We start from the raw sequence: 25625 nt of genomic DNA on the forward strand, positions 1-25625 counted from the left end.
ACCAAGCCTTGCGTCACGCCATGCGTACCTCGTCAGCGGCACTCGCTGCGCTGGCGTTGGTGGCCGGCGGCGCGCAGGCAGGCACCGTGCAGGTGGATGTGTCCGACGCTGCGGGCAAGCCTGTGGCCGATGCGGTGGTGTTCCTGGACTCGGCCGAGGCGCGCAAGCAGGTCAAACCGCTGACCGGTGTGGAGATGGCGCAGGAGAAACGGCAGTTTGTGCCCGGCCTGCTGGTGGTGCCGGTGGGCACCGAGGTGCTGTTCCCCAACCGCGACTCGGTGCGGCACCATGTGTACTCCTTCTCGCCGGCCAAGAAGTTCGAACTCAAGCTCTACAGCGGCACGCCATCCAACCCGGTGCTGTTTGACAAGGCCGGTGTGGTGGCCCTGGGCTGCAACATCCATGACCAGATGGTGGGCTGGGTGCTGGTGGTGGACACGCCGTACTACGCCCGTACCCCCGCCGCCACGGGCAAGGCGCAGCTCGACAATGTGCCGCCCGGCACCTACACGCTGCGCACCTGGCACACCCGCCTGCCGGTGGGTGCCCCAGCCCTGGAGCAGGCGCTGACCGTGCCCGCTACAGGCTCCGCCACGGCGTCGGTGCGCATGACGGGGTTGCAACCTTGAAGCGGCTGCGCCTGGCCCGGCGCAGCCTGATCCTGCGGTTGGTGGGGTTGTCGCTGCTGCTGCTGCTCATCGTGCAGGCGGCAGGGTTTGCCGTGGTGCGGGCCTCCATCGACCGCAATGCCCGCGCCCAGATCGCGCGGGCCCTGGACCTGGACGAAAACATCTGGCGCCGCCTGCTCGACCAGAATGCCGAGCAGCTGCGCCAGGGATCGGCCCTGCTCGCGGCTGACTATGGCTTTCGCTCGGCGGTCAACTCGGGGGACGAGGAAACCATCCAGTCGGTGCTGGAGAACCATGGCAGCCGCATCGGCGCAGCCGTGACTGCGCTGCTCGCAACGGACCTGGAGCTGCGCGCGGTCAGCCTGTCCGACAGCATGGAGCAATTCCCGGCCACGCTGCGGCAGGTGGTGCCGCGCCTGGCGCAGCAGCCCCAGGGCAGCCAGATCGCGGTGATGGATGGCGTGCCCTACCAGTTCGTGATGGTGCCCATGCGTGCCCCTGTGGTCATTGGCTGGGTGTTGATGGGTTTTCGCATCGACCAGTCGCGTGCCGACGAAATGCGGCAGCTCTTGTCGGTGCATGTGGCCCTGATGATCAAGTCCCCGGAGGGAGCGATGACCCTGTCTGTCAGCACCTTGCCCGCAGATGCGCGGGCCTTGCTGCTGAGCACCGGTGGCGCGGCAGGCGAGCTGCAGACAGTCGAGGGCACCTTGCTCGCGCGCTCCAGCAAGCTCGACAGCGTGGGGGGGGAGGTGCACTCGCTGCTGCTGCGTTCGGTGGACGAGGTGGTGGCGCCTTATCGCCAGCTGCAGGTGTTGCTGGCCATCATCACCGTGGCGGGCGTGCTGCTGTTTGCGGCAGGCACGGGCCTGGTGGCGCAACGGCTCACCACGCCCCTGCGCTCGCTGCTGGCGGCCACGCAGCGGCTCTCGCGCGGTGAATACGATGTGCCGCTGGAGCACACCGACCGCACGGACGAGATCGGCAACCTGGCGCGTTCGTTCGACCACATGCGCGTGGACATCGGCGCGCAGCAAACCGAAATCCGCCGCCTCGCCTACTGGGACCGCTTGACGGGCCTGCCCAACCGGGAGCGCTTTCGTGACGCCGTGGTGCAGGCCATCGCCGCAAGTGCCGATCCTGCGCAGCCGCTGGCAGTGCTCACGCTGGACCTGGACCGCTTCAAGCATGTCAACGACGTGCTGGGCTACGCCTTTGGCGACCGCCTGCTGCAGGCCGTGGCCGAGCGTCTGAGCCAGCAGGTGCGTTCGCCCGAAGACATGGTGGCGCGCCTGGGGGGCAATGAGTTCGCCATCCTGCTGCAGCGCGCCGACGCCGCTGCGGCACACGAGATTGCCCAGCGCATCAACCAGTCTTTCGAGCAACCGCTGGCCTTTGAGGACCAGACGGTGGACCTGAGCGCAGGCATTGGTTTTGCCTGCTGGCCGGGCAATGCGGGTGACGCCGACACGCTGCTCAGCCGCTCTGAAATCGCCATGTATGCCGCCAAGCGCAAGCTCAGCGGAGCCCTGCAATACGACGCAGCGTTTGATTCGTCCAGTGCGCAGACCCTGTCGCTGCTGACCGAGCTGCGCCACGCCGTGGAGCACCATGAGCTGCGCCTGTACCTGCAGCCCAAGGTGCCCTTGCACGGGCAGCCGGGCCTGGCGGCCGAGGCGCTGGTGCGCTGGCAACACCCGCAGCGCGGGCTGGTGCCGCCCATGCAGTTCATCCCGTTTGCCGAGCAGACCGGGTTTGTGCGCCACCTCACGCTGTGGATGTTTGAAGAAGTCGCGCGCCTGCTGGCCGACCCGCGCACGCAGGGCCTGCCGCTCAGGGTGTCGGTCAACCTCTCCACCCGCGACCTTCTTGACCCCGAGCTGAGCCACCGGCTGGCTGACATCCTGGCGCGCCACGGAGTGGCGGCCAGTGCCTTTTGCCTGGAGATCACCGAAAGCGCGATCATGGACGATCCGCAGCGCGCCGAGGCCATGCTCAACCGCCTGTCGGAGCAGGGCTTCAAGCTGTCCATCGACGATTTCGGCACCGGCTACTCGTCGCTGGCCTACCTCAAGCGCCTGCCGGTGGATGAACTCAAGATTGATAAATCGTTTGTGATGGGCATGGAGACCGGTGAGGATGACGCCATGATCGTGCGCTCCACCATCGACCTCGCACACAACCTGGGACTCACCGTGGTGGCCGAAGGCGTGGAGACCGCCGCCATCCAGGACCGCCTGCGTGCGCTGGCCTGCGACGAGGCGCAGGGGTATCACATTGCACGGCCCCTGCCGGTGGATGATTTTCTGGCCTGGCAGGCCCGCCAGGGGTAGCTGGCGCCAGGCCGTTGCATCTCAATTTTGGGTCCGGGCGGCCACAGGCGAAAATACGCGCAATGTCTTCCTCCTCCTCTCGCCCGCCTGCGGGCTCTGCCGCCGCTCCAGCCTCCGACGTTGGCGGCCCATCGTCTTCTGCGCCAGCCGCCGGTCGGCCGGTGCTGCGCCGCCCGACCCTGACGGCCAAGCCCGCACCTGCACGGCCTGCTTCTGCGCGGCCCGCCCCGCCGCCCCGGGCCCCACGGCCGTCCCGCGCCCCTGCACCCTCCAACTACCGCGTGGCCTCGGGCGCTTTTGTGGCCCCGGTGCGCCAGGTGCCTGCGCCGGCGACGGGCACCGTGGGCGGCTTGCCCACCTCGCGCTTGAACAAGCGCATGGCCGAGTTGGGCCTGTGCTCGCGCCGCGAGGCCGACGACTGGGTGGAGCAGGGCTGGGTCAAGGTCAACGGCGTGGTGGCCACCATGGGCCAGCAGGTCACGGCGGCCGACCGCATCGAGGTGGACAAGATTGCCCAGGGCTTCCAGGAGCAGCGCGTCACCATCCTGCTGAACAAGCCCATCGGCTACGTGAGCGGCCAGGCCGAAGACGGCCACACGCCCGCCGTGGCGCTGATCAACCCCCGCACCCACTGGCGCGAGGACCCCAGCCGCAACCGCTTCTCGCCGCCGCAGCTGCGGGGCCTGGCGCCCTGTGGGCGGCTCGATATCGACTCCGTAGGCCTCCTGGTGCTGACGCAGGACGGCCGCGTGGCCCGGCAGATCATTGGCGAGGACTCCGTGATGGAAAAGGAGTACCTGGTGCGCGTGGTCTACCAGGCCCCGGGCCAGGCGGCGCCCCGCCATCCCGGGGAGCGCTCCGCGCCGCTTCAAGAAATCAACGAGCGTGACCCCGTCAGCACCAATGTGCAGGCGGTGTTTCCCAAAGAGCTGCTGGAGCGCCTGCGCCACGGCCTGAGCCTGGACGGCGAGCCGCTCAAGCCCGCCAAGGTGGATTGGCAGAACCCCGAGCAACTGCGTTTTGTGCTCACCGAGGGCAAAAAGCGCCAGATCCGCCGCATGTGCGAGCTGGTGGGGCTCAAGGTGGTGGGCCTCAAGCGCATCCGCATCGGCCGCGTGACCCTGGGCAACCTGCCCGTGGGCCAGTGGCGTTACCTGTCGCCCAACGAACGGTTCTGAGAGCCCCGGGCTCCTTCCAAGCATTTTTAAACGGAGCCCCTCTCATGCCCCCTCCTTCCGCGCCTCGGCTGCGCAAGCCTGCTGCTTCCACCCCAGCGGGCGACGGCGCCAAGGCGGCGACGGCCAGCCCGCTGCGCCAGTTGCGCGCCTCCGACCTGCGCGCTGTGGCGCGCCTGGCCACGCAGGCCACTACCGGCATCAGCCGGGTGGCCGAGGGGGTGCACCAGTCGGTGCTGGGCACGCTGGGGCTGCCAGGTGGTGCCGAGCCGGGTCGCACGCGGGGACTGACCGGGCTGGTGTACCAAAGCATCCGGGGGGTGACGCAGCTGGTGGATACGGGCCTGCAGGCCGGCCTGGCACGGCTGGAGCCGTTTTTTGCCCCGACCTCGTCGGCCGACGAGGTGCACTGGGAGCGCGAGGCGGTCATTGCTGCACTCAACGGTGTGATGGGCGACCGCCTGCAGCGCGACGGCAACCCGCTGTGCACGCCCATGGGCTGGTACCAGCAGGGTCTGCCTCTGGACTTGCACGCGCTGGCCGCCCCGGGCGCCGCCACCGGCAAGCTGCTGGTGCTGGTGCATGGCCTGTGCATGAACGACTTGCAGTGGCTGCGCCACGGCCATGACCATGGCGCCCATCTGGCCGAGGCCCTGGGCTACACCCCTGTCTACCTGCGCTACAACACGGGCCAGCACACGTCCACCAACGGTGCCGAGTTATCGGCCCTGCTTGCATCCCTGGTGGCTTCGTGGCCCGTGCCAGTGACGGAGTTGTCCATCCTGGCCCACAGCATGGGTGGGCTGGTGGCGCGCAGCGCCTGTCACCATGCTGCACAGGCCCCGGCAGGCTCCGGCGGCTGGCTGCCCCGGCTGCGCCACCTGGTTTTTCTGGGCACCCCGCACCACGGCGCCCCCCTGGAGCGCGCGGGCCACTGGGTGGATGTGCTGCTGGGCAGCACCGCGTACTCACGCCCCTTTGCCCGCCTGGCCCAGTTGCGCAGTGCGGGCATCACCGACCTGCGCTACGGCCATGTGCTCGATACGGACTGGCAGGGGCGCGATCGCTTTCGCAAAAGCCCCGACCAGCGCACCCCGGTGCCGCTGCCTGCCGCAGTGGCGTGCCACGCGGTGGCGGCCACCCTGGCTGCGCGGCGCAGCCCGGTGGGCGAGCGGCTGGTGGGGGACGGGTTGGTGCCCTTGCACAGTGCGCTGGGCATCCACGATGATCCCGAGAGGACGCTGGGCTTTGCCAAGCCCCGGCAGGCGGTGTTCTACCGCCTGGGCCACCTGGACCTGCTGGCAGATGCGGGCGTGGCCCGGCAGCTTCAGGAATGGATGCAGGTATGAGTACCTGGGCGGCCTGCTTTTTGACGCAGGCGGCGCTTGCCAGGGGCCGGGGCGCGGCTACCATGTCGCGGTGCGCTACGTAACAAGGAGAATTTAGTGAGTGATGCGAAATACCGCCTGGTGACCCGCAGTGACTTTGACGGCCTGGTCTGCGCGGTGCTGCTCAATGAGCTGAACCTGATCGACGAGATCACTTTTGTCCACCCCAAGGACATGCAGGACGGCAAGGTGCCGATCACCAGCCGCGATATCACCACCAACCTGCCCTACGTGCCGGGTGCGCACCTGGTGTTTGACCACCACGAGTCCGAAACCATCCGCAACTCGGGTCGCCGCGACGAGAACCACATCATCGAGGCCCACGCCCCCTCGGCCGCGCGCGTGGTCTACAACCACTATGGCGGCAAGGCCGCGTTCCCGCGCGTCACCGACGAGATGATGGCCGCCGTGGACCAGGCCGACTCGGCGCAGTATTCACGCGACGACATCCTCAACCCCCAGGGCTGGGTGTTGCTGAACTACCTCATGGACTCGCGCACGGGCCTGGGGCGTTTTCGGGAGTTCCGCATCAGCAACTATGCGCTGATGATGGACCTGATCCAGTATTGCCGCGACCACACCATCGACGAGATCCTGGCGCTGCCCGATGTGCAAGAGCGCGTCAATCTGTACCGCGAGCACGCCCCCAAGGCCCAGGCCCAGCTGCAAAGCTGTGCCATTCGCATCGGCAATCTGGTGGTGCTGGACCTGCGCGACGAGGAAACCATCTGGGCCACCAACCGGTTCATGATCTATGCGCTGTTTCCACAGTGCAACATCTCCATCCACGTGATGTGGGGCCTGCAGAAGCAGAACACGGTGTTTGCCACCGGCAAGTCCATCCTGGACCGCAGCAGCAAGACCCACGTGGGTAACCTGATGCTGGAGTTTGGCGGCGGCGGCCATGCGGCGGCGGGCACCTGCCAGGTGGCCAACGACAAGGCCGACACCATGCTCAAGACGCTGATCGAGCGCATCACCACCGACGGCTGAGCACTGAGGCCGGGCCGGGCGGTCAACGACCCCCATGCCCGGCCCTTGAAAAACGGGCGCACGCCCCTACATCACGCCTGCTGGTTCGGCAGGCGTGATTTTTTGTGCCGATCCCATTCGTATTCGTTCAGACCGATTTCCATAGAGAGAACCCCTCCATGAGCAAGCAAACCCTGTCGTTCCAGGCCGAAGTGGCCCAGCTGCTGCACCTGGTTACCCATTCGCTGTATTCCAACCAGGAAATCTTCCTGCGCGAGCTGATCTCCAACGCGTCGGACGCCTGCGACAAGCTGCGTTTTGAGGCGCTGGACAAGCCCGCCCTGTACGAAGACGCGCCCAACCTTGAAGTGCGCGTGACCTTCGACAAGGCAGCCAAGACGCTGACCATCACCGACAACGGCATCGGTATGAGCCAGCAGGAGGCCATCGACCACCTGGGCACCATCGCCAAGAGCGGCACCAAGGACTTTATGGGCAAGCTCTCGGGCGACCAGAAGGCGGATGCCCAGCTCATCGGCCAGTTCGGCGTGGGTTTCTACTCCGGCTTCATCGTGGCCGACAAGATCACGGTGGAATCGCGCCGTGCGGGCCTGAAGGCCGACGAAGGCGTGCGCTGGATCAGCGGCGGCACGGGCGACTTCGAGGTGGAAACCATCACCCGCGCCCAGCGCGGCACCAGCATCATCCTGCACCTGCGCGACGACGCCGAGGAATACCTCAACGCCTGGAAGCTCAAGCAGGTCATCGCCAAATACTCCGACCACATCAGCCTGCCCATCTTGATGGAAAAGGAAGAGTGGAAAGACGGCGAGCTGATCACCCCCGGCGACGAAGCCGGCGGCCGCCAGCCTGGCGGCATGGTCAAGACCGGCGAGTGGGAAACCATCAACAAGGCCAGCGCCCTGTGGACGCGTCCCAAGAAGGACATCACCGACGAGCAGTACGCCGAGTTCTACAAGACCATCAGCCACGACCACGAAGCCCCACTGACCTGGGCGCACAACCGCGTGGAAGGCAACACCGAATACACGCAGCTGCTGTACATCCCCGCCAAGGCGCCGTTCGATTTGTGGAACCGCGACAAGAAGGCTGGCGTGAAGCTGTATGTGAAGCGTGTGTTCATCATGGACGACGCCGAAGCGCTGATGCCCACCTACCTGCGCTTCGTCAAGGGCGTGATCGACTCGGCCGACCTGCCGCTGAACGTGAGCCGCGAGCTGCTGCAGGAAAGCCGTGACGTGCGGTCCATCCGCGAAGGCTCCACCAAGCGCGTGCTCTCGATGCTGGAAGACCTGGCCAAGCACGACAAGCACGACACCGCAGCGGGCGCCGACGGCGTGACCGACGTGGTGGATGCCGATGACAAGGCCAAGGAAGGCAAGTACACCGCGTTCTACGCCGAGTTTGGCGCCGTGCTGAAGGAAGGCCTGGGTGAAGACTTTGGCAACCGCGAGCGCCTGGCCAAGCTGCTGCGCTTTGCATCCACCACCAGCGACGCCGTGACGGTCGGTTTTGCCGATTACAAGGCCCGCATGAAGGAAGGCCAGGAGGCGATTTACTACATCACTGCCGACACCCTGGCTGCTGCCAAGAACAGTCCACAGCTCGAAGTCTTCAAGAAAAAGGGCATCGAGGTCCTGCTGATGACCGACCGCGTGGACGAGTGGGCACTGAACTACCTGCACGAGTTTGACGGCACCCCGCTGCAAAGCGTGGCCAAGGGCGCTGTGGACCTGGGCAAGCTGCAGGACGAGGCCGAGAAGAAGGCCGCTGAAGAGGCTGCCGAGGCGTTCAAGCCCGTACTCGCCAAGCTCAAGGAAGCCCTGAAGGACAAGGCCGAAGACGTGCGCGTGACCACCCGCCTCGTCGACTCGCCCGCCTGCCTGGTGGTGCAGGACGACGGTATGAGCACCCAGCTGGCGCGCATGCTCAAGCAGGCCGGCCAGCAGGCGCCCGAGACCAAGCCCGTGCTGGAGGTGAATGCCGAGCACGCGCTGGTCAAGAAGCTCGACGGCAGCGTGCACTTTCATGACCTGGCGCACATCCTGTTCGACCAGGCCCTGCTGGCCGAAGGCGGCTTGCCAGAAGACCCCGCGGCCTATGTGAAGCGTGTGAACGCCTTGCTGGTCTGACCCCGGACGTTTTGCCGGTAAAACGGCAGCGGGCGCTAGTTCCATATGCGCTGGCTGCTATCAAATTTGAATCCCGGTGGTGCCAGGCATCACCGGGATTTTTTCTTGCCGACGGACGGTGGCAGACGCTGCGGCTGGGTTTTTTGCCCCTGGTGGCGAGGGTCCGTATGGTTCGTCAGTCCTGGGACTCGGCCAGTTCCAGGATGCGTGCATGCGCCTGGTTGCGCTCCGCCGGGTCGGCGTCGATCAGCATCTTGAGTGCACCGTCGGGCAGCAGCAGGCCTTTGCGGCGATCGGCCTTGACCGGCATGTTGCGCCAGCCCGATAGCACCAGCCAGTCCCACAACTCAGTGGACACAGGGTGGGTGACCAGCATCTTCACCGTTCCCCGCACGATGAACACCCCCACAACAGGCAGCGAGCCCACAGGCGCTGGCCGACGCGGTTGGCGGATCGATAGGGCGTTGCGGATCCAGTCTTTCATGGGGGCACTGCGTACGGGGTGGGATGCCTGGCAGCATAGCCCAGCGTCGCCCGCAATGCCATCAGCTTGTTGCCAGTTGCGGCTGGAGGTCGCTGCGCTCTGGCAATGGCTCGGTAGCGGGTGCTGTAGTTCCACTTTTCTGCGGTAGCGACACCGCATCCAGCCGGTACCCCACCCCATACACCGCCGTGATCGTGTAGCCGTTGGCCTCCGTCAACTGCAGCTTGCTGCGCAGCCGCGACATGTGGGTGTCCAGGGAGCGCGAAGGGGTGTCGGTGGCGTCGCTCCATACCGCTTCGCGCAGGTGTGAGCGGGACAGCAGGCGGCCCGCGTTGCGGAACAGGAACAGCGCGAGTTCGTATTCGCGGTGTTTGAGCCCGATGGCTTGGCCGTGGATGTGCAGGGTGCGTTGTTCCGCGTCAAAGCGGTACACGCCAAACTCCAGCCGGGCGCCCATGGACTGGGGAAAGGCGCGGCGCAGCAGGGCGGTGGCGCGGGCCACCAGTTCCCCCATGCGCAGGGGCTTGCTCATGAAGTCGTCGGCACCCCGCGACAGGGCCTCGACCACGTCGCGTTCATCGCTGCGGCGGGTGATGAACAGGATGGGCGGCTGCATGCCGTGGGTGTTGCGCACGGTCTGTACCACGTCGGTGCCCTCCATGTCGGGCAGGTGCCAGTCCACGATCAGCAGGTCGAAGGTGTCGTTGCGCAGCGCCTGCAGCAGGCTGGTGCCGTCGGCAAAGGTGTGGCACACGTGCTGGTGGCATTCCAGGGTGCCCTTGATCTGCTCCAGCAGGAGCGGGTCGTCGTCAAGGACTGCGATACGCATGGGGATGGGCTCTGGGGGTTGGCACCCCGTTGGAATCAACAAAACACCCCCAATTGGGGAGCGCTTTGATGTTGCCCCACATCTGCCCGCCGTGCGCGCGGGTTGACAATCGTTTGCAATGGCCAGGCCTGCGCTGGTGGGGCCTGTCCCCGCCCGGCCCGCCTTGTCAGGCCACCAGCGGTTCTTCCTCCATCGCCTCGATCTGCTCGATCAGCATGTCCACCTGCCCGCGCCAGTAGTCGCTGGTGCCAAACCAGGGAAAGTTCACCGGGAAGATCGGGTCTTGCCAGCGGCGCGCGAGCCAGGCGCTGTAGTGGATCAGGCGCAAGGTGCGCAGCGGCTCGATGAGTGCCAGCTCGCGGCGGTCGAAGCTGCGGAACTGCTCGTAGCCGTCGATCAGGGCGCCGAGCTGGTGGGTGCGCTGGCGCCGGTCTCCCGACAGCAGCATCCACAGATCCTGCACGGCCGGACCCATGCGTGCGTCGTCCAGGTCCACAAAGTGCGGGCCGCCGCGGCCCCATTCATCCAGCGGGGTCCAGAGGATGTTGCCGGGGTGGCAGTCGCCGTGCAGGCGGATCATGGTGGCATTGTTCAAGCCAAATTGGCCTGTAGCGCCAGTGGAATATGCGCTGGCAGCTATCAAATCAAGAGCTTTGTCGCACTGGGCCTTCCAGGCGGCTTGCATGTCGAGCGGAATGATCTCGTTCATCAGCAGCCAGTCGCGCGATGCCGTGCCGAAGGTGGCCAGGTCCAGCGTGGGCCGGTGTGCAAAGGGCTGGGCGGCGCCCACGGTGTGGATGCGGGCCAGAAAGCGGCCGATCCATTCCAGCACTTCAAAGTCGTCCAGCTCGGGCTGGCGCCCGCCGCGCCAGGGGCTGACGGAGAACGCAAAGCCATCGTGCTGGTGCAGGGTGGTGCCGTTCAGCACCAGCGGGCCCACGGCGGGCACCTCGGCGGCCATCAGCTCGGCGGCAAAGGCGTGTTCTTCGAGGATCTGCGCCTCGCTCCAGCGGCCTGGGCGGTAGAACTTGGCCACCACGCGCTCGCCGTCTTCCAGCGTGACCTGGTACACCCGGTTTTCGTACGACGACAGGGCCATGAGGCGGCCATCGCCGTACAGGCCCACGCCAGCCAGTGCGTCCAGCACCTGGTCGGGGGTGAGGCGGGCGTAGGGGTGTTGCTCGTTCGAGGCGTTGGCAGCGGTATCGGGGGGCAATGGGGTCATGCCCCATTGTCGCCGCCATGCCCTTGGCCGCCGGGTTGCGGGCTTTAAGCGGGCAGCATCGTCGCGATATGCCCCGCGCGCGGGTCGCCGCTGCCCGCCAGCACGCTGGCAAACAGGGTTTGCGTGGCCTGGGGGCCCGCATGGCGCTGCACCACCAGCCAGGGCTGCGGCCCCGACGACACGGCGGCGCTGAACTGGTTCCACGCCGCCACCAGGCGCTCGTTCAGGCCCTGGGCGCCCCAGTCGGCGTGGCGCTTCTTGACCTGGGCGGGCGCAAAGAACATCACCGGGCGCGGGCCGGGCAACTGGCCTGCGCCGCCCAGGTCCTGCACGTGGCTGGCGCCCACCGAGCAGCTGTAGGCCAGGCCCGTGAAGTGGGCGTGGATGCGCTGGCGCAGGCCCACGCTGCCCGCAAAGTCGATGTAGACGCTGGGTGTGGCGCCGTCGATCTGGTCCAGTGCGTCGTAGGTGACCACGCGGCTGTAGCAGCCCAGGCTTTCGCAAAACGCCACATTGCCGGGCGACGTGAGGCCAATGACCTCGATGCCGTCGCGCTGTGCAAGCTGGAAGGCGGTGCCGTAGGCCGTTTTGCTCGACGCGCTGGACAGCAGCATGCGCTTGGCGCCAAAGAACTGCTGGTCGGCCAGAAAGTCGTCGATGAGCCACGAGGTGATGAACAGCGGCCGCAGCAGCGCCTGCACGTCCTCGTTGTCAGCGCGGTACAGCCCGTCGGTGCTGGTGCGCAGGTAGTGGTTGTAGACCGCATGCAGGCCCGCGCGGTGCGGGGCGCCGTCGCTGAAGCCCGTGGGGTTGACACGCTGGGGCGACAGCACGGCCTGGCTGGCCATGGGCCAGTAGCCATACAGCCGCTCGCCCACCGCCACGGCCGGGTGCAGCGACTGCACCACGGTGCCAAAGCCCCACACGGGCACGATGCCCCAGCCGGCCTCGCCGGTGGGGAAGAACTGCCAGTAGTTCAGCATGTCGCCCAGCGCGGCATAGGTGATGTTGTTGGCCGTGAGGGCAAACGACTCGACCCGCACGCGGACCTGGCCCTCGGTCAGCGGGGTGTCGTCGGTGGTCAACAGGCGGGTGGTGGCCAGCTGGTCCTGGCGCACGAGAAGGGTGGTGGTGCTCATGCCGCGACGCTAAACCAAAGCGTGCCCGCGCTCAAGCAGCGCGCGCCGCCTGGGCGACAGGTGCGCGGCGTGGCGGTGCGCCGGAGTGCCGGAATGCTGACGTGCTCAGTCCGCCGTGGGCTGGGCCAGTTGCTCGAACGGCAGCGCCTGCTTGACCAGGATGACGGTGCAGGGCGCATCGCGCGCCACGCGCATGGGCACCGTGGCAAAAAAGCGCTGGGTTTGCAGCCCGTGGGTGGCGGCGCCCAGGATCATCATGCTCACGTGGTTGCTGGCCGCATAGCGCACCAGCGCCTGGGCGACGTCGCCCGCTTCGAGCACGTGGTAGCTCACGGCATGCCCGGTCAGGTCCAGCCCCTGGGCCCACTGGCGCAGGCGCGCCATGTGCTGGCGGTGCAGCGTGGTTTCGCTGCGCTCGCTGTCGCTGGTGCTGCTGGCGCCGGGCGACACCACCGTCACGCAGGCCAGCCGTGCGCCGGGGCGGATGCCCAGGGAGCGCGCCACCGCCTGGCGCAGCGAATACAGCGTGGCGTCCGTCACGTCGGCATGGGGCACGGCCACCATGAGGATAGGCGTGTCCTCGATCTGCTGCGAGGGCAGGGGGCTGGGGGTGTAGTGCATGCCCGCTGCGCGCAGCCAGCGGCGCAGGTGGGTGCGCAGCGGCGTGCGCTCGGTGCGCTCGCCGCGTTCGGTGATGAGTACCTGCTCGGGGTTGGACAGGTCAAACGCCAGGTGCGCGGCCGAGGGGTAACGGCTTGCGGCCTCGGGCTCCAGGCAGCGCAGGATGACCTCCTGCAGCCAGGGCGGGATGTCGGCGCGGTGTTTGCGCGGCGGCGCGGGCGTCATCCACAGGCGCTGGCGCACGCCGCCGCTGGTGGTGGGGGCGCCAAAGGGCAGCTCGCCCGTGGCCAGCTCGTACAGCATCACGCCGATGGCGAAGATATCGCTGCGCGGGTCGCCCCTCACGCCCACCACCTGCTCCGGTGCGATCCAGGCGGGCGAGCCCACGGCTTGGCGCATTTCCTCGGCCAGCAGGTCCGGGTAGTGGGCGTGGCACGAGAGGCCAAAGTCCAGCAGCACAGCCGTGCCGTCTTCCTTGACGAGCACATTGGCAGGTTTGAGGTCCAGGTGGCACACGTTCTGCTGGTGCAGGCTGTGCGCAGCGCGGGCCGTGGCCGCGCCCAGGCGGGCTATGGTGGCGATGTCGCAGCGCCCCGGTGCATCCAGCCAGTGCTGCAGCGTCTGGCCGGGGATGTATTCCATGACCAGGTAGGGCAGCCGCACCAGGTCGCCCGCCGCCACAAAACGCGGCACATGCGGGCCGCTGAGCACGGGCAGGATCTGCAGCTCGACCTCGAAGCTCACGATGTTCTCGGCCCCGTCACCCGCCGTCATGCGCGGGATCTTCATCGCCATGGCAAAGCCGGGGCTGCGGTCGGCCTGCGCGTATTCCACGGCGTAGATGTGGGCCATGCCGCCCGCGTGGATGCAGTCCACCACGCGGAAGCCGTCGATCTCGGTGCCGGGCTCCAGCAGTTTCATGTCACTGGCCTTTTTCGAGCCGATCGGCGTAGAAGCCGGGCAGGCCCGCCGCGCGGATGGCGGCGGCGGCTGCCAGGTGGTCGTAGGGCACGCGGTAGAACGTGATCTGCTTGGCGGTGTCGTCGAACAGCGCGTACATGGCGCGCGCATCGCCGTCGCGCGGCTGGCCCACCGAGCCCACGATGCCCAGCCACTGGCGGTGCGTTGGCACGGGCACCGGCACGCCGGGCTCGGGCGCAAAGCGCATCAGCTTGGCCGTGGGCGTGAGGAAGTACAGCACCTGCTCGTGCACATGGCCGCAGAACACATAGCGGATGGCGGGGTCGATGCCTTGCGCTGCGGTCATGCTGCGCTCGGCGGCGTTGGAGTCCTCCACATACCGCCACTGCGCGGGCATGTCGGCACTGGCGTGCACCAGCAAGGCGCTGCTGCCCAGCCGCGCCGTGAGCGGCAGCGACTGCAAAAAGGCGATGTGGCTGTTGCCGAGCTGGTCGTGCGTCCATTGCGCTCCCAGCTCGCTGCGGTTGCGTGGGTTGGCAGGCGGGGCCAGGGCCATGGCGTCGTGGTTGCCCAGCACACACAGGGCACCTTGCTGGGCCAGGTCGCGCACCTGCTCCACCACGGCCACGGGCTCGCCGCCGTACCCCACCAGGTCGCCCAGCAGCGCAAATTGTTCGGCGCCCTGTGCGCGGGCGTGTTGCAGGCAGGCGTCCAGGGCTTGGCGGTTGGCGTGGATGTCGGACAGCAGGGCGATTTTCATGGGGTTGTCTCCAACCCCATCATCGCGCGCATGGCTGAATGCCAGCTTGCAGGTGGCAGTACCTGCGTGGATTCAAAGCAAAAATAGCTGCCAGCGCTTATTGATCAAGCGCTGGCAGCTATGGTTTTGGTAACTCAGAGGCTGCGCTGTGCGGCGGCTTTTTTGTCCAGCGCCAGCACCAGGCCCAGCGCAATGATCGCGGGCAGCGCCTGGCTGAAGAAGATCTTGGGCGCTGCGGTGGCGGCGCCAAATACCCCGGCCACGATCACGCAGGCCAGGAAGAAGATCTTGAACACCCGGTTGCCGGTGAACAGCCCCCAGAACAGGCCGGCCGCCAGAAAACCGTTGTACAGCCCCTGGTTGGCCGCCAACGTGGTGGTGGCGTCGGCCAGCTCCTGGGTCAGGTTGAAGGTCTTCATGCCCAGGGGCTTGTTCCAGAAGAACATTTCGAGCACGAGGATGTACACATGCTCGATGGCCACCAGGGCCACCGCGATGCGGGGGATCAGCAGGCGGCCCATGGTCTTAGACGATCGTGATGGTCACGTCGATGTTGCCGCGCGTGGCGTTGGAGTAGGGGCAGACCTGGTGGGCGGCGTCTACCAGCTTCTGGGCCGTGGCCTTGTCCAGGCCGGGCAGGCTGATGGCCAGGCGGGCAGCGATGCCGTAGGCGTTCGGGATGGGGCCCAGGTCCACTTCGGCGTCGATGGACACGTCCTGGGGCACGGGGATGCCGATCTTGCCACCCACAGCCTTCATCGCGCCGATGAAGCACGCTGCGTAGCCGGAGGCAAACAGCTGCTCTGGGTTGGTGCCGGTGCCGGACGTACCAGGCGAGGACAGCTTGACGTCCAGGCGGCCGTCATCGGTCTTGGCGGCGCCATCGCGGCCACCGGTCACGTGCGACTTGGCGGTGTACAGGACTTTTTCGAGCTTGGTCATGGTGTCTTCCTTGCGGTTGTTGCCCACTGGCGGGCGGTGGAGGGAATCGGTTCTTGCGTTGTCTGCAGGCCGTCAGCGTTGCTCGCTGAGCCGGTCTCGCAGCTGCTTGAGTTCGGTGGTCAAGGTGGTCAGCTCGGCAATCGAGCACTGGCTGCTTTGCAGCACGCACGGTGGAATGGCTTCGGCCTGGTTGCGCAGCGCGCGGCCTTGCGACGTGAGGGTGATGCGCACACGGCGCTCGTCCTGCACATCGCGCAACCGGGCAATGTGGCCCTGTGCCTCCAGGCGCTTGAGCAACGGCGTGAGCGTGCCGGAGTCGAGGAACAGGCGCTCGCCCAGCTCAGACACCGTCACGCCATCCTGTTCCCACAGCACCAGCATCACGAGATACTGGGGGTAGGTCAGGCCGAACTGGTCGAGCAGCGGTTTGTACAGCTTGGTCATCGCCAGCGATGCGGAATACAGCGCAAAGCAGACCTGGTTGTCCAGCCGCAGGATGGCGGGGCTGGGAGTGTGGGGTGTGCTGTGGCTGGGCATGGGGTGAATTGTGGGTGCAAATTCAATTGCGTGCAATTGAATTGTGAAAAACTTTGTTAATGGGTGGGCTTGTGTGGGTGGGCGAGCGGCGCCGCGCCATCGGTGCTATTCGCGCGTGCCGTTGGCGCAGGCGGGGGCGCCGTGCCCCCGTCACTCTCCGGAAGATGCTATCAATAGCAGAGCTGCTGGCGCATGATTCATATACGCTAGCAGTCGATTGGGCTTGAAATTTGACGCATGGTGGTTCGGGCGACGACAAACCACCAGGCCCTCAGCGTCCGCTGAACTGCGCGGGCCGGCGCTCGACAAACGCGCGCACGCCTTCGGCCGCGTCCTCGCTGTTGGCCAGCTGCTTTTGCACGGGGATGAACTCTGCCACCGCAGCCGCCTGTCCCTGCTCAATGGCCTTGAGCACGTTGAGCCGCGTGGCCACCACGGCCAGTGGCGCCTGGGCTTCGATGCGCTGGGCAATCTGCAGCGCTTCCTGCAGCTCCTGGCCTGCGGGCACCACCTTTTGCACAAAGTTCAGCCGGTACGCCTCGGCGCTGCCGAACTCGTCGGCCGTCAGCAGGTGCAGCAGCGCATTGCCCGTGCCCGCGCGCTCGGCCATGCGCAGCGTGGCGCCGCCCGTGGCCATGATGCCGCGCTGCACTTCCATCTGCGAGAAGCGGCAGTTGTCGGCCGCCACCACGATGTCGGCGCCCAGCATCAGCTCAATGCCCACGGTGAAGCAGATGCCCTTGACCGCCACCACCATGGGCTTGGTGCGGCGCCGGTAGCCGGGCAGGCCGTAGTCGTGCGGCTCCACCAGGCCTTCGGGGATGGCTTTTTCGCCGCGCTGCATGTAGGCGCTCACGGCCGGCAGGTCGAGCCCTGCGGTGAAATGGTCGCCAAACGCATGCAGCACGCCCACGCGCAGGGCGGGGTCGTCGTCCAGCCGCGTGTAGGCCTCGGCCAGCTGGCGGAACATGGGCGGCGTCCAGCCATTGCGCTTGGCGGGGCGGTTGATGCCGATCAGCAGCACATGGCCGATGACCTGGGTGTCGATGCTGCCCTCGGGCGAGGGCGTGGTGGGGGTGATGTTTGTCATGGGCGCAGGTCTCCTGGCCCATGATTGAAAACGCAAAGGAAACTGCGCGCCGTCCCCCGAGGGACAGCGCGCTGAGGGCCGTCAGTAGGTGTAGACGCCCTGGCCGGTCTTGCGGCCCAGGCGGCCGGCGGCCACCATTTCCTTGAGCAGCGGGCAGGGGCGGTACTTGCTGTCGCCAAACTCGGTCAGGTACACGTCCATCACGGCCAGGCACACATCCAGGCCGATCATGTCGGCCAGCGCCAGCGGGCCGATGGGCTGGTTGCAGCCCAGCTTCATGCCCGCATCGATGTCCTCGGGTGTGGCCAAGCCTTCGGCCAGCACGAAGAAGGCCTCGTTGATCATGGGCACCAGGATGCGGTTGACCACAAAGCCGGGCGCGTTCTTCACGGTGATGGGGCTCTTGCCCAGGGCCTCGGCCAGGGCCTTCACAGCGTCGTGCGTGGCATCGCTGGTCTGCAGGCCACGAATGATCTCCACCAGCGCCATCATGGGCACGGGGTTGAAGAAGTGCATGCCGATGAACTTGTCGGCGCGGCTGGTGGCGGCGGCCAGCTTGGTGATGGAGATGGACGAGGTGTTGGATGCGATCAGCACCTCGGGGCCGACCAGGGCATCCACCTGCTTGAGGATCTTGAGCTTGAGCTCGTAGTTTTCGGTGGCGGCCTCGATCACCAATTGCGCGGCCTTGAGGTCGTCGTAGCTGGTGGAGGTTTGGATGCGCGCCAGGGCCGCAGCCTTGTCGGCTTCGGTGATCTTTTCCTTCTTGATCAGGCGGTCCAGGCTGCCGGCCACGGTGGCCAGGCCTTTTTGCACTGCAGCATCCGAGATATCAACCATCACCACGTTGATGCCCGACACCGCACAGGCCTGTGCAATGCCGTTGCCCATGGTGCCTGCGCCGATGATGCCTACGGTCTGAATCGTCATATAGAGAGCCCTCTTCAAAGTGAAACGGATGGACGGAATGGTAAGGCGAATCGCACGACCGTTCGGTTATCGTGCGTCAAACCTGAACCAACAAGCCGCTGCGCAGCATGGCGGAGGAGACACAAAACATGTTTGACTACATCGTGATCGGTGGCGGATCGGCGGGCTCCGTGCTGGCCGGCCGTCTGACTGAGAACCCCTCCGTACGCGTCTGCCTGCTGGAGGCAGGGCCTGCCGACAAGAGCGTGCTCATCCACTGCCCAGCTGGGCTGGCCGTGATGGCCAAGTTCGAACTGAATGGCTGGGGCTTCAACACCACGCCGCAGGCCGCGCTGAATAACCGGCGCGGCTACCAGCCACGCGGCAAGGTGCTGGGGGGCTCCAGCTCCATCAACGCCATGGTCTACATCCGGGGCCAGCACGCCGACTACGACCACTGGGCCGCGCAGGGCAACCCGGGCTGGGGCTGGGAGGATGTGAAGCCTTACTTCGTGCGTGCCGAGAACAACGAACGCGGCGCCAACGCTTGGCATGGCCGGGGCGGCCCCTTCAACGTGGCAGACCTGCGTGCACCCAACCGGTTCAGCCAATATTTCACCGACGCAGGTGTACAGGCCGGGCACCCGCACAACACCGACTTCAACGGCGCCACGCAGGAAGGCGTGGGCCTGTACCAGGTCACGCACAAGAACGGCGAGCGCCATAGCGCAGCCAAAGGCTACCTCACGCCGCACCTGGCGCGGCCCAACCTGCAGGTCATTACCGGTGCGCATGCCACGCGCATCCTGTTCGAGGGCACACGCGCCGTGGGTGTCGAATACCGCCAGGGCGGCGCCTTGAAGCAGGTGCGGGCGGGACGCGAAGTGCTGCTGAGTGCGGGCGCACTGCTGTCGCCGCAGCTGCTGATGCTGTCGGGCGTGGGACCTGCCGCACACTTGCAGCAACACGGCATCCCGGTGCTGCACGACCTGCCGGGCGTGGGCCAGCACCTGCACGACCACCCCGACGTGGTGCAGGTGCTGGACGCACCCGAGCTCAAGGACCTGTTCGGCCTGTCACTGTCGGGCATGGCGCAGACGCTGCGCGGCATTGCCGAATGGCGCAAGCACCGCACGGGCATGTTGACCACGAACTTTGCCGAGGCGGGGGGCTTCATCAAGAGCGACCCATCCGAGCCAGCGCCCGACCTGCAGCTGCACTTTGTGATCGGCAAGCTGGTGGACCACGGGCGCAAGACCGTGTTCGGCCATGGCTACTCGGCCCACGTGTGCCTGCTGCAGCCCAAGAGCCGGGGCGCGGTCACGCTGGCCAGCCGCGACCCCATGGCCTTGCCTTTGGTGGACCCGAACTTCCTGGCCGATCCCGATGACATGGCGCGCATGGTGCGTGGCTTCAAACGCACGCGGGAGATCCTCATGCAACCGGCGCTCGCGAAGTTCGGCGCCAAGGAGCTGGCGGCCTCGGCCAGTGCGCGCAGCGATGCCGAGATCGAGCAGTTCATCCGCCAGTACGCCGACACCATCTACCACCCCGTGGGCACCTGCCGCATGGGGCCCGGGCCGCTGGATGTGGTGGATGCCGAACTGCGTGTGCATGGCCTCGCGGGCCTGCGTGTGGTGGACGCGTCCATCATGCCGCGCATTGTGAGCGGCAACACCAATGCGCCCACGGTGATGATTGCTGAAAAAGCGGTGGACCTGCTGCGCGCCGCGCCGTGAACGATTTCACGTTTGGCGCCCGGAACGCGATTTTTAAGGTTTTCAAAGGGTCTGTTTAAGGAGTTTTTAACAGGCAAAAGCGTGGCGAATTTCTAGACTTCTTTGCATGGAAACGGGTGCATGGTGCACCCGGCCCAGCGCCCAAAAAAAGGCGCTGAAAGAGCCCACCGGGGCCATGAAAGAACGTGATGAAGATTGATGCCCGCGAAATTGCCGCACTGACACAAGCCCAGCCCGCCGCCCCCCGCATGGACATGTACGCCAGCATCCACAAGGCGCTGCGCGCCTTCATGGCCGACACGCTGCTGGGCCTGGGCCGCATGGATGTCGAGGACGACCTGGAGTTTGCCCACACCTGCGACCGCGTGATGCAGCTGCTGGACCTGTGCCGCGCCCACCTGCACCATGAGAACCAGTTCGTGCACGCCGCCATGGAGGCGCGCCAGCCCGGATCCAGCCAGAGCATTGCCGGTGAACATGTGGAGCACGAACAGGCCATCGTCGCTTTGGCGGACGGTGTAAACCACCTGATGGCCTGTGCCAAGCCCGCACGCCCCGCCGCCACCCAGGCCCTATACCGCCAGCTGGCGCTGTTTGTGGCGCACAACTTCGAGCACATGCACGAGGAAGAGACTGCGCACAACCGCGTGCTCTGGCAGTGCTACACCGACGCAGAACTGGCGGGCGTGCACGACGCGCTGGTGGCCTCGATCCCGCCGCAGGAAATGATGGTGGTGGCCCGCTGGATGGTGCCCTACATGTCACCCGCCGAGCGCACGGCCATGCTGTCGGACATGAAACAACATGCGCCTGCCCCTGTGCTGGCAGCGGTGCTGGCGCAAGTGCAGCCGCACCTCACGCAGCCTGAGTGGACCAAGCTGATGCGCAGCCTGGGCCTGCCGGTGGTGCCGGGTCTGATGCACTGACTCTGAGAAATCAGTGGCGTGAAGGCGTCAGGCGTCTTCCAGCACCACCGGGCGCAGCACGCACAGCCGAAAGCGCCCGCGCCCCGTCTTTTCGATGTGGATGTGCGGGCAGTTCTCCTGCAGGCGGCGCTGCAGCAATAGCAGGCGGGCCTCCAGGTTGTCGGCCACATCGGGCAGGCGCAGTGCGGGGTCCAGCCGCAGTTCGCGGTTGGTGAAGTCCACGCGCCCGGTGTGCTGGTGGTCGCGCAGCAGCTTCCAGACAATGGCGCCCGCCACCCCCTTGATCAAATAGTCGTCGTTGATGAACACGCTGTCGTTGGCCGCAAAGTGGCGCACCCGCAGCGCGCTGCCGCTCACTGGCGGTGCCGCTGTCGGAGTAGGCAGCGGCTCGGGCGCATCGGGCGCGGCCTGCAGCAGATCGATGGCGGCGGCCAGCTGGCCCGCAATGGCCACCAGCAGGTCCTCATCCTCGAAGCCAAAGCGCATGTCCTCGGGGCTCTCGGCAAACAGCACGCCCAGCAGGCGCCCGGCCGACAGCAGCGGCACTGCCACCTGGCTGTGCGGCTCGGGCAGGCCGGGGTAGGGAATGTCCATGCCGCGCAGCGGGGGCGCATCGGGCGCGGCATGCGCGTCCATGCTTTCGCGGATGGCGTGGCTGTAAAGGGCAGCGTGCGTCATGTGGCTGATGCGCACCGGGGTGCGCTCGCGCGCGGCCATGCCGATCACTCCCTGGCCTAGCCGGATTTCTGAACCCACGCCCGATGTGGCATAGCCACAGCTGGCCACCGTGTAAAGCTGCTGGGCGCTGGCATCCAGCATCAGCACCATGGCGTGCTGGATGCCCAGCTTGTCCTGCAGGCCCTGCAGCGCGCCTTGCAGCAATTCATCCAGCCCCGAGCAGCGCGCGATGCTTTCGCTGCACAGGCGCAGTGTGTGCAGCAAGCCGGAACGCGGCACCGGTGCCGGCAGGCCTTCGCCCGCCACCGATTCGATGCGCTCCACAGCGTAGATGTCGGCCCCCTTGAGTTCAAACACCTCGGCCATGCCCGCATGCGACGCAATGCCCGCCAGCTGCGCGCACATGCTCTCGAACACCGGCCCGCTGTCCTCGGTGCGTTCGTACAGCAGGTGCAGGCGGTAGAAATAGGCAGTGACTGGGTCCAGCACCAGCACCGACGCGCGCGGGTTGCGCAGGATGTTCTGGCGGGTCTTGTTGAAGAACTGGAACGACAGCGCCACATGCGCCGCATCCACATAGACCACCTGCGAGATGTAGGCCACGTTGGGTGTGCCGTCAGGGTCGCAGGTCGCCATGATGGCCGGAATCGCCCCCTCCAGGCAGGGGCGGATGCTGTGCAGGGACGGCGCTGCGGTGCTCATGGCTGCGGTACGGGGGGTGTGGGTGGTGCGGGCGACGCACACAACTCCGCGCCGGCGCGCGGCCCTGGGGTCTGGTCGAACGCGCTGGTGGGCGTGAAGCTCACGGCCACCACATCCTGCAGCGGCGCCGCCAGCATGGCCGCCACATACTGCGGCCCGTAGCCGACCTGGCCCACCTCCTGCACCATGGACTGCAGGTAGGCCTGCAACAGCGGCAGGTCGCCATCAGTGGCCGGGCGCTGCGTGGCCCGGCGGGCCTTGAGCTGCAGCGTCTGGTGGGTGGACGGCACGCTGAACACCACGGCAATCTCGCCGGTGAGCGCAATGTCCTGCAGCAATTGTTCGGACTGGCTGCGCCGCAGGTACACCGTGACCTCCTGCCCATCGCCGCTGATATGGCTACCCACGGCCCGCATGATGCTCGGCCGCAGCGCCGCATCGCGTGACGCCACGATGGCCGACACGCCCTTGGCCACCATGGCGATATGGCTGGGGCCGAGCAGCACGGTCATGCCTTGAAGCGCTTGCGGGTCAGCGCCAGCGCCACCCAGAAGGCCACCACGGTGGTCACCACCAGCACCAGGCCATGGCGCCAAGGGTGGGCGGGCCACTGGTCCATGAACAGCGGGCGCACCAGCTCGACCGCGTTGGTCAGCGGCAGCCAGTCGGAGATGGTGCGCACGATGGGGGGCAACTGCTCGCGCGGGAAGAAAACGCCCGAGAGAAACATCATGGGCGTGAGCACCAGCGTGAAGTAGTAGGTAAAAAAGTCATACCCCTTGGCTAGCGCATTGAAGATGAGCGCGATGCTGGAGAACATCACCCCCACGAACAGCAGCACCGGCCAGGCCACCAGCAGCTTGGGGCTGTGGCTGATGGAGAGGGCCAGCATGACGCCCAGGATGGCGGTGACGGTGAATAGCGCCTTGAACGCCGCCCACAGCATTTCGGCCAGCACCACGTCGTCCAGGCTCACCGGCGCGTTCATGATGCCGTCCCAGGTCTTTTGCACATGCATGCGCGAGAAGGCCGAGTACAGCGCCTCGAAGCTGGCCGCGTTCATGGCGCTCATGCAGATGGAGCCGCTGGCCAGGAACAGGATGTAGGGCACCTTGGTGTCGCCCGCCGCGCCGCCCACGTTCACCTGCCCCACCAGGGCCCCCATGCCGTAGCCAAAGGCCACCAGCCACATCAGCGGCTCGGCAATGTTGCCCACCAGGCTGGGGATGGCCAGCTTGCGCCAGACCAGCAGGTTGCGCATGAACACGGGCCACCAGCGCACGGACAGGCTGGGCGGGCGCCATACCGACGGCGGGGGCGGGGCCACAGTGGCCACAGAGGGCGGGTGAGCGGTTTGCATCCGCTTATTGTGCGATGTTGGCGGGCGGGCGCACAGTCCCCGATGTGTTCCTGGTCGCTACCTGGGCACGGCCATTGCTTGGGTGCCCTATGTCCACCCACGTCCTGAACCTGCCCGCCGGTGCCAGTGCCCTCTGGCAGAACCGCCTGGGGCTGCTGCTGGAGTCCACGGGCGAGGGGGTGTTTGGCATTGATCTGGCGGGCAACTGCGTGTTCATCAACCGGGCGGGCGCGCAGATGCTGGGCTTTGCGCCCGAAGAGGTGATGGGGCGCAACATGCACGCGCTCACCCACCACAGCCACCCTGACGGCAGCCCTTACGCCGACAGCGACTGCCCCATCTTCAACGCGTTCCGCCAGGGCTTGCCCTGCCGGGTGGACACCGAGGTGTTCTGGCGCCGCGATGGCTCGGCGTTTGCCGTGGAATATTCGAGCCACCCCATTTTGGAAGGCGATCAGGTGCAGGGTGCCGTGATCGCCTTTGTCGACATCACCAGCCGCAAGCGTGCTGCCGATGAGCTGCAACGCGCGCACGATGACCTGGCCCGTGCCAATGACGAGCTGGAGCGTCGCGTGGCCGCGCGCACCCAGGAGCTGTCGCAGGCGCTGGCGCAGCTGCGCGAGCTGTCCGCCTACTCGGAGCAGGTGCGCGAAGACGAACGCACCCGCATCGCCCGCGAAGTGCACGACGAGCTGGGCAGCCTGCTGGTGGCGCTGAAGATGGATGTCAACTGGCTGCACAAGCGCCTGGGCGAGCAGGGCGAGCGCACGCCCGAGGCCGCGGGCGACATGCGCACCCAGATGCGCTGCAAGTGCCAGAACATGAGCCGCCTGATCGAAAACGCCGTGGACAACGTGGGCCGCATCATCACCGACCTGCGCCCCAGCATCCTGGACCACCAGGGCCTGTGGGCGGCGCTGGAGTGGCAGGCGCAGGAGTTCGTGCAGTCGGCCGAACTGGAGCTGGCGTGGCAGATGGAGGTGCCTGCCACCCTGCACCTGCCCGAGCCCGCCGCCATCGCCGTGTTCCGCATCTTCCAGGAGATGCTGAGCAATGTGGGCCGCCACGCGCAGGCCAGCGCCATCGACATTGCCATCGACGTGCAGGACGAGATGCTGCAACTGCGCGTGCGCGACAACGGCGTGGGCGCCACCCGCCAGGCCCTGGAGGCGCCCACCGCCTATGGCGTGATGGGCATGCGCGAGCGGGCACGGCAGCTTGGGGGCCGGTTGAGCATCACCAGCGAGCCGGGGCAGGGCTCGTGCCTGCAATTGCTGATTCCTCTGGAGCTGTCATGAATTCCGTGGTTCGCGTATTGATCGGGGATGACCACCGCATCGTGCGGGAAGGGCTCAAGCAGGTGCTTGGCGACCCGGCCAACGGCGCGCCCGAGATCACCGTGGTGGCCGAGGCGACCCAGGGCAGCGAGGTGCTGGAGCAGGTCACGGCGCTGCGGGGTGCCACGGGAACACCGGGGCTGGACCTGGTGCTACTGGACATCGCCATGCCGGGCATGGACGGCCTCGAAGTGTTGCAGGCGCTGCGCAAGGCCTGGCCTGCATTGCCGGTGCTGATGCTCAGCACCTACCCCGAGCGGCAATACGCGGTGCGCTGCATCCAGATGGGCGCGGCGGGCTACCTGCACAAAAGCGCCGATCCCGACGACATGGTGGCCGCCGTGCGCAAGGTGGCAGCAGGCGGGCGCTACCTGACAGAGGCGACCGCGCAAGCCCTGGCAGGTGCACTGGAACGCACCGGGGTGGTGCGTACCGCCCAGCAGGGCACGCCCGCCGGGGTGGACGCGCTCTCCTATCGGGAGCACCAGGTGTTCCGCCTGCTCACTGCCGGGCAGAGCGTGAGCGAAATTGGTGCGCAGCTCAAACTCGCGCCCAACACGGTGAGCACCTACCGCGCCCGCATCCTCGAAAAGACCGGCGCGCGCAACGATGTGGAGCTTGCGCTGCTGGCGCGTGGCGCACCGGCAGAGTGAATTCGGTGCGTTGCATGCCCGGTTTGTAGTGCTGGCCCTACACGCTGTAGACACCACACCCACGAATTCATGACAGCGGGCCGACACCGGCAAAAACTGGCCCGCGCTTTGCGTAACGCCTGG

25 protein-coding genes are annotated in these 25625 nt (G+C 66.8%); 11 read left to right on the forward strand and 14 right to left on the reverse strand.

Annotated features, from left to right (window positions below; all coding sequences use genetic code 11):
* The first annotated feature begins 20 nt into the window (after positions 1–20).
* From C8C96_RS06750 to htpG, 7 genes are all read left to right on the forward strand, one after another.
* On the forward strand, positions 21–629 hold the full coding sequence (locus C8C96_RS06750; RefSeq protein ID WP_056060061.1) for a methylamine utilization protein: 609 nt from the start codon (positions 21–23) through the stop codon (positions 627–629).
* Entirely contained in the window at positions 626–2962 is a 2337-nt protein-coding gene (locus C8C96_RS06755) for a bifunctional diguanylate cyclase/phosphodiesterase (protein ID WP_121941837.1), read from the forward strand. Before C8C96_RS06750 ends, C8C96_RS06755 begins: the two co-directional genes overlap by 4 nt.
* Before the next feature lie 281 nt (positions 2963–3243).
* Positions 3244–4140, forward strand: coding sequence for a pseudouridine synthase (locus tag C8C96_RS06760; RefSeq protein ID WP_015012361.1), 897 nt, complete (start codon positions 3244–3246; stop codon positions 4138–4140).
* Positions 4141–4184: 44 nt separating this feature from the next.
* Positions 4185–5486: a triacylglycerol lipase gene (locus C8C96_RS06765; protein WP_233584175.1), complete on the forward strand. Its 1302-nt coding sequence runs from the start codon at positions 4185–4187 to the stop codon at positions 5484–5486.
* A 96-nt stretch (positions 5487–5582) separates the two neighbouring features.
* The gene (locus tag C8C96_RS06770) at positions 5583–6518 is read left to right on the forward strand and encodes a hypothetical protein (RefSeq protein ID WP_056059691.1); all 936 of its coding nucleotides are present in this window, start codon (positions 5583–5585) and stop codon (positions 6516–6518) included.
* Between the two features lie 3 nt (positions 6519–6521).
* Entirely contained in the window at positions 6522–6680 is a 159-nt protein-coding gene (locus C8C96_RS25400; RefSeq protein ID WP_370107390.1) for an ankyrin repeat domain-containing protein, read from the forward strand.
* Positions 6677–8650, forward strand: coding sequence for a molecular chaperone HtpG (gene htpG / locus C8C96_RS06775; protein WP_121941838.1), 1974 nt, complete (start codon positions 6677–6679; stop codon positions 8648–8650). The genes C8C96_RS25400 and htpG overlap by 4 nt, the downstream gene beginning before the upstream one ends.
* A gap of 175 nt (positions 8651–8825) precedes the next feature.
* On the opposite strand, the gene C8C96_RS06780 is transcribed toward htpG, so the two are convergent.
* The 11 genes from C8C96_RS06780 to C8C96_RS06830 all read right to left on the reverse strand — a co-directional run bounded on the left by C8C96_RS06780 (position 8826) and on the right by C8C96_RS06830 (position 18128).
* On the reverse strand, positions 8826–9134 hold the full coding sequence (locus C8C96_RS06780) for a hypothetical protein (protein ID WP_121941839.1): 309 nt from the start codon (positions 9132–9134) through the stop codon (positions 8826–8828).
* Positions 9135–9195: 61 nt separating this feature from the next.
* Positions 9196–9963 (reverse strand): response regulator transcription factor, encoded by a 768-nt coding sequence (locus C8C96_RS06785; RefSeq protein WP_121941840.1) that lies wholly within the window; start codon positions 9961–9963, stop codon positions 9196–9198.
* A 166-nt stretch (positions 9964–10129) separates the two neighbouring features.
* A complete protein-coding gene (locus C8C96_RS06790; protein WP_121941841.1) occupies positions 10130–11188 on the reverse strand; it encodes a serine/threonine protein kinase in 1059 nt (352 codons plus the stop codon).
* 44 nt (positions 11189–11232) lie between these two features.
* Positions 11233–12327, reverse strand: coding sequence for a DUF2855 family protein (locus C8C96_RS06795; protein WP_121941842.1), 1095 nt, complete (start codon positions 12325–12327; stop codon positions 11233–11235).
* Between the two features lie 105 nt (positions 12328–12432).
* Positions 12433–13869: a bifunctional serine/threonine-protein kinase/universal stress protein gene (locus C8C96_RS06800; RefSeq protein ID WP_121941843.1), complete on the reverse strand. Its 1437-nt coding sequence runs from the start codon at positions 13867–13869 to the stop codon at positions 12433–12435.
* A gap of 1 nt (position 13870) precedes the next feature.
* Positions 13871–14629: a metallophosphoesterase gene (locus C8C96_RS06805; protein ID WP_056745617.1), complete on the reverse strand. Its 759-nt coding sequence runs from the start codon at positions 14627–14629 to the stop codon at positions 13871–13873.
* A gap of 134 nt (positions 14630–14763) precedes the next feature.
* Positions 14764–15150 (reverse strand): DUF1304 domain-containing protein, encoded by a 387-nt coding sequence (locus tag C8C96_RS06810; protein ID WP_116748772.1) that lies wholly within the window; start codon positions 15148–15150, stop codon positions 14764–14766.
* A gap of 4 nt (positions 15151–15154) precedes the next feature.
* A complete protein-coding gene (locus C8C96_RS06815) occupies positions 15155–15571 on the reverse strand; it encodes an organic hydroperoxide resistance protein (protein WP_121943912.1) in 417 nt (138 codons plus the stop codon).
* 72 nt (positions 15572–15643) lie between these two features.
* The gene (locus tag C8C96_RS06820; protein WP_056745613.1) at positions 15644–16108 is read right to left on the reverse strand and encodes a MarR family winged helix-turn-helix transcriptional regulator; all 465 of its coding nucleotides are present in this window, start codon (positions 16106–16108) and stop codon (positions 15644–15646) included.
* A gap of 271 nt (positions 16109–16379) precedes the next feature.
* Entirely contained in the window at positions 16380–17198 is an 819-nt protein-coding gene (locus C8C96_RS06825; RefSeq protein WP_121941844.1) for a crotonase/enoyl-CoA hydratase family protein, read from the reverse strand.
* A gap of 81 nt (positions 17199–17279) precedes the next feature.
* Positions 17280–18128, reverse strand: a complete 849-nt coding sequence (locus C8C96_RS06830; protein WP_121941845.1) for a 3-hydroxybutyryl-CoA dehydrogenase — start codon at positions 18126–18128, stop codon at positions 17280–17282.
* A 128-nt stretch (positions 18129–18256) separates the two neighbouring features.
* On the opposite strand from C8C96_RS06830, the gene C8C96_RS06835 reads away from it, so the two are divergent.
* Positions 18257–19846, forward strand: a complete 1590-nt coding sequence (locus tag C8C96_RS06835) for a GMC family oxidoreductase (protein ID WP_121941846.1) — start codon at positions 18257–18259, stop codon at positions 19844–19846.
* A gap of 188 nt (positions 19847–20034) precedes the next feature.
* Positions 20035–20772, forward strand: coding sequence for a hypothetical protein (locus tag C8C96_RS06840; RefSeq protein WP_121941847.1), 738 nt, complete (start codon positions 20035–20037; stop codon positions 20770–20772).
* 27 nt (positions 20773–20799) lie between these two features.
* Here C8C96_RS06840 and C8C96_RS06845 read toward each other — a convergent pair whose 3' ends face one another.
* From C8C96_RS06845 to C8C96_RS06855, 3 genes are read right to left on the reverse strand one after another with little or no spacing between them, the layout of a single operon-like run.
* Positions 20800–22152, reverse strand: coding sequence for a GAF domain-containing protein (locus C8C96_RS06845; protein WP_121941848.1), 1353 nt, complete (start codon positions 22150–22152; stop codon positions 20800–20802).
* Complete coding sequence (locus C8C96_RS06850; protein ID WP_121941849.1) at positions 22149–22664, reverse strand: hypothetical protein; 516 nt, start codon at positions 22662–22664, stop codon at positions 22149–22151. Before C8C96_RS06850 ends, C8C96_RS06845 begins: the two co-directional genes overlap by 4 nt.
* A complete protein-coding gene (locus C8C96_RS06855) occupies positions 22661–23512 on the reverse strand; it encodes an ABC transporter permease (RefSeq protein ID WP_121941850.1) in 852 nt (283 codons plus the stop codon). The genes C8C96_RS06850 and C8C96_RS06855 overlap by 4 nt, the downstream gene beginning before the upstream one ends.
* An 89-nt stretch (positions 23513–23601) precedes the next feature.
* Here C8C96_RS06855 and C8C96_RS06860 point away from each other — a divergent pair, with 89 nt between their 5' ends.
* Both C8C96_RS06860 and C8C96_RS06865 read left to right on the forward strand, forming a co-directional pair.
* On the forward strand, positions 23602–24810 hold the full coding sequence (locus tag C8C96_RS06860; protein WP_108499167.1) for a PAS domain-containing sensor histidine kinase: 1209 nt from the start codon (positions 23602–23604) through the stop codon (positions 24808–24810).
* Positions 24807–25502: a response regulator transcription factor gene (locus C8C96_RS06865; protein WP_121941851.1), complete on the forward strand. Its 696-nt coding sequence runs from the start codon at positions 24807–24809 to the stop codon at positions 25500–25502. Before C8C96_RS06860 ends, C8C96_RS06865 begins: the two co-directional genes overlap by 4 nt.
* Positions 25503–25625 lie beyond the last annotated feature (123 nt).

Origin of the sequence: Acidovorax sp. 100 (assembly GCF_003688355.1) — a bacterium.
GTDB classification, from domain to species: domain Bacteria; phylum Pseudomonadota; class Gammaproteobacteria; order Burkholderiales; family Burkholderiaceae_C; genus Acidovorax; species Acidovorax delafieldii.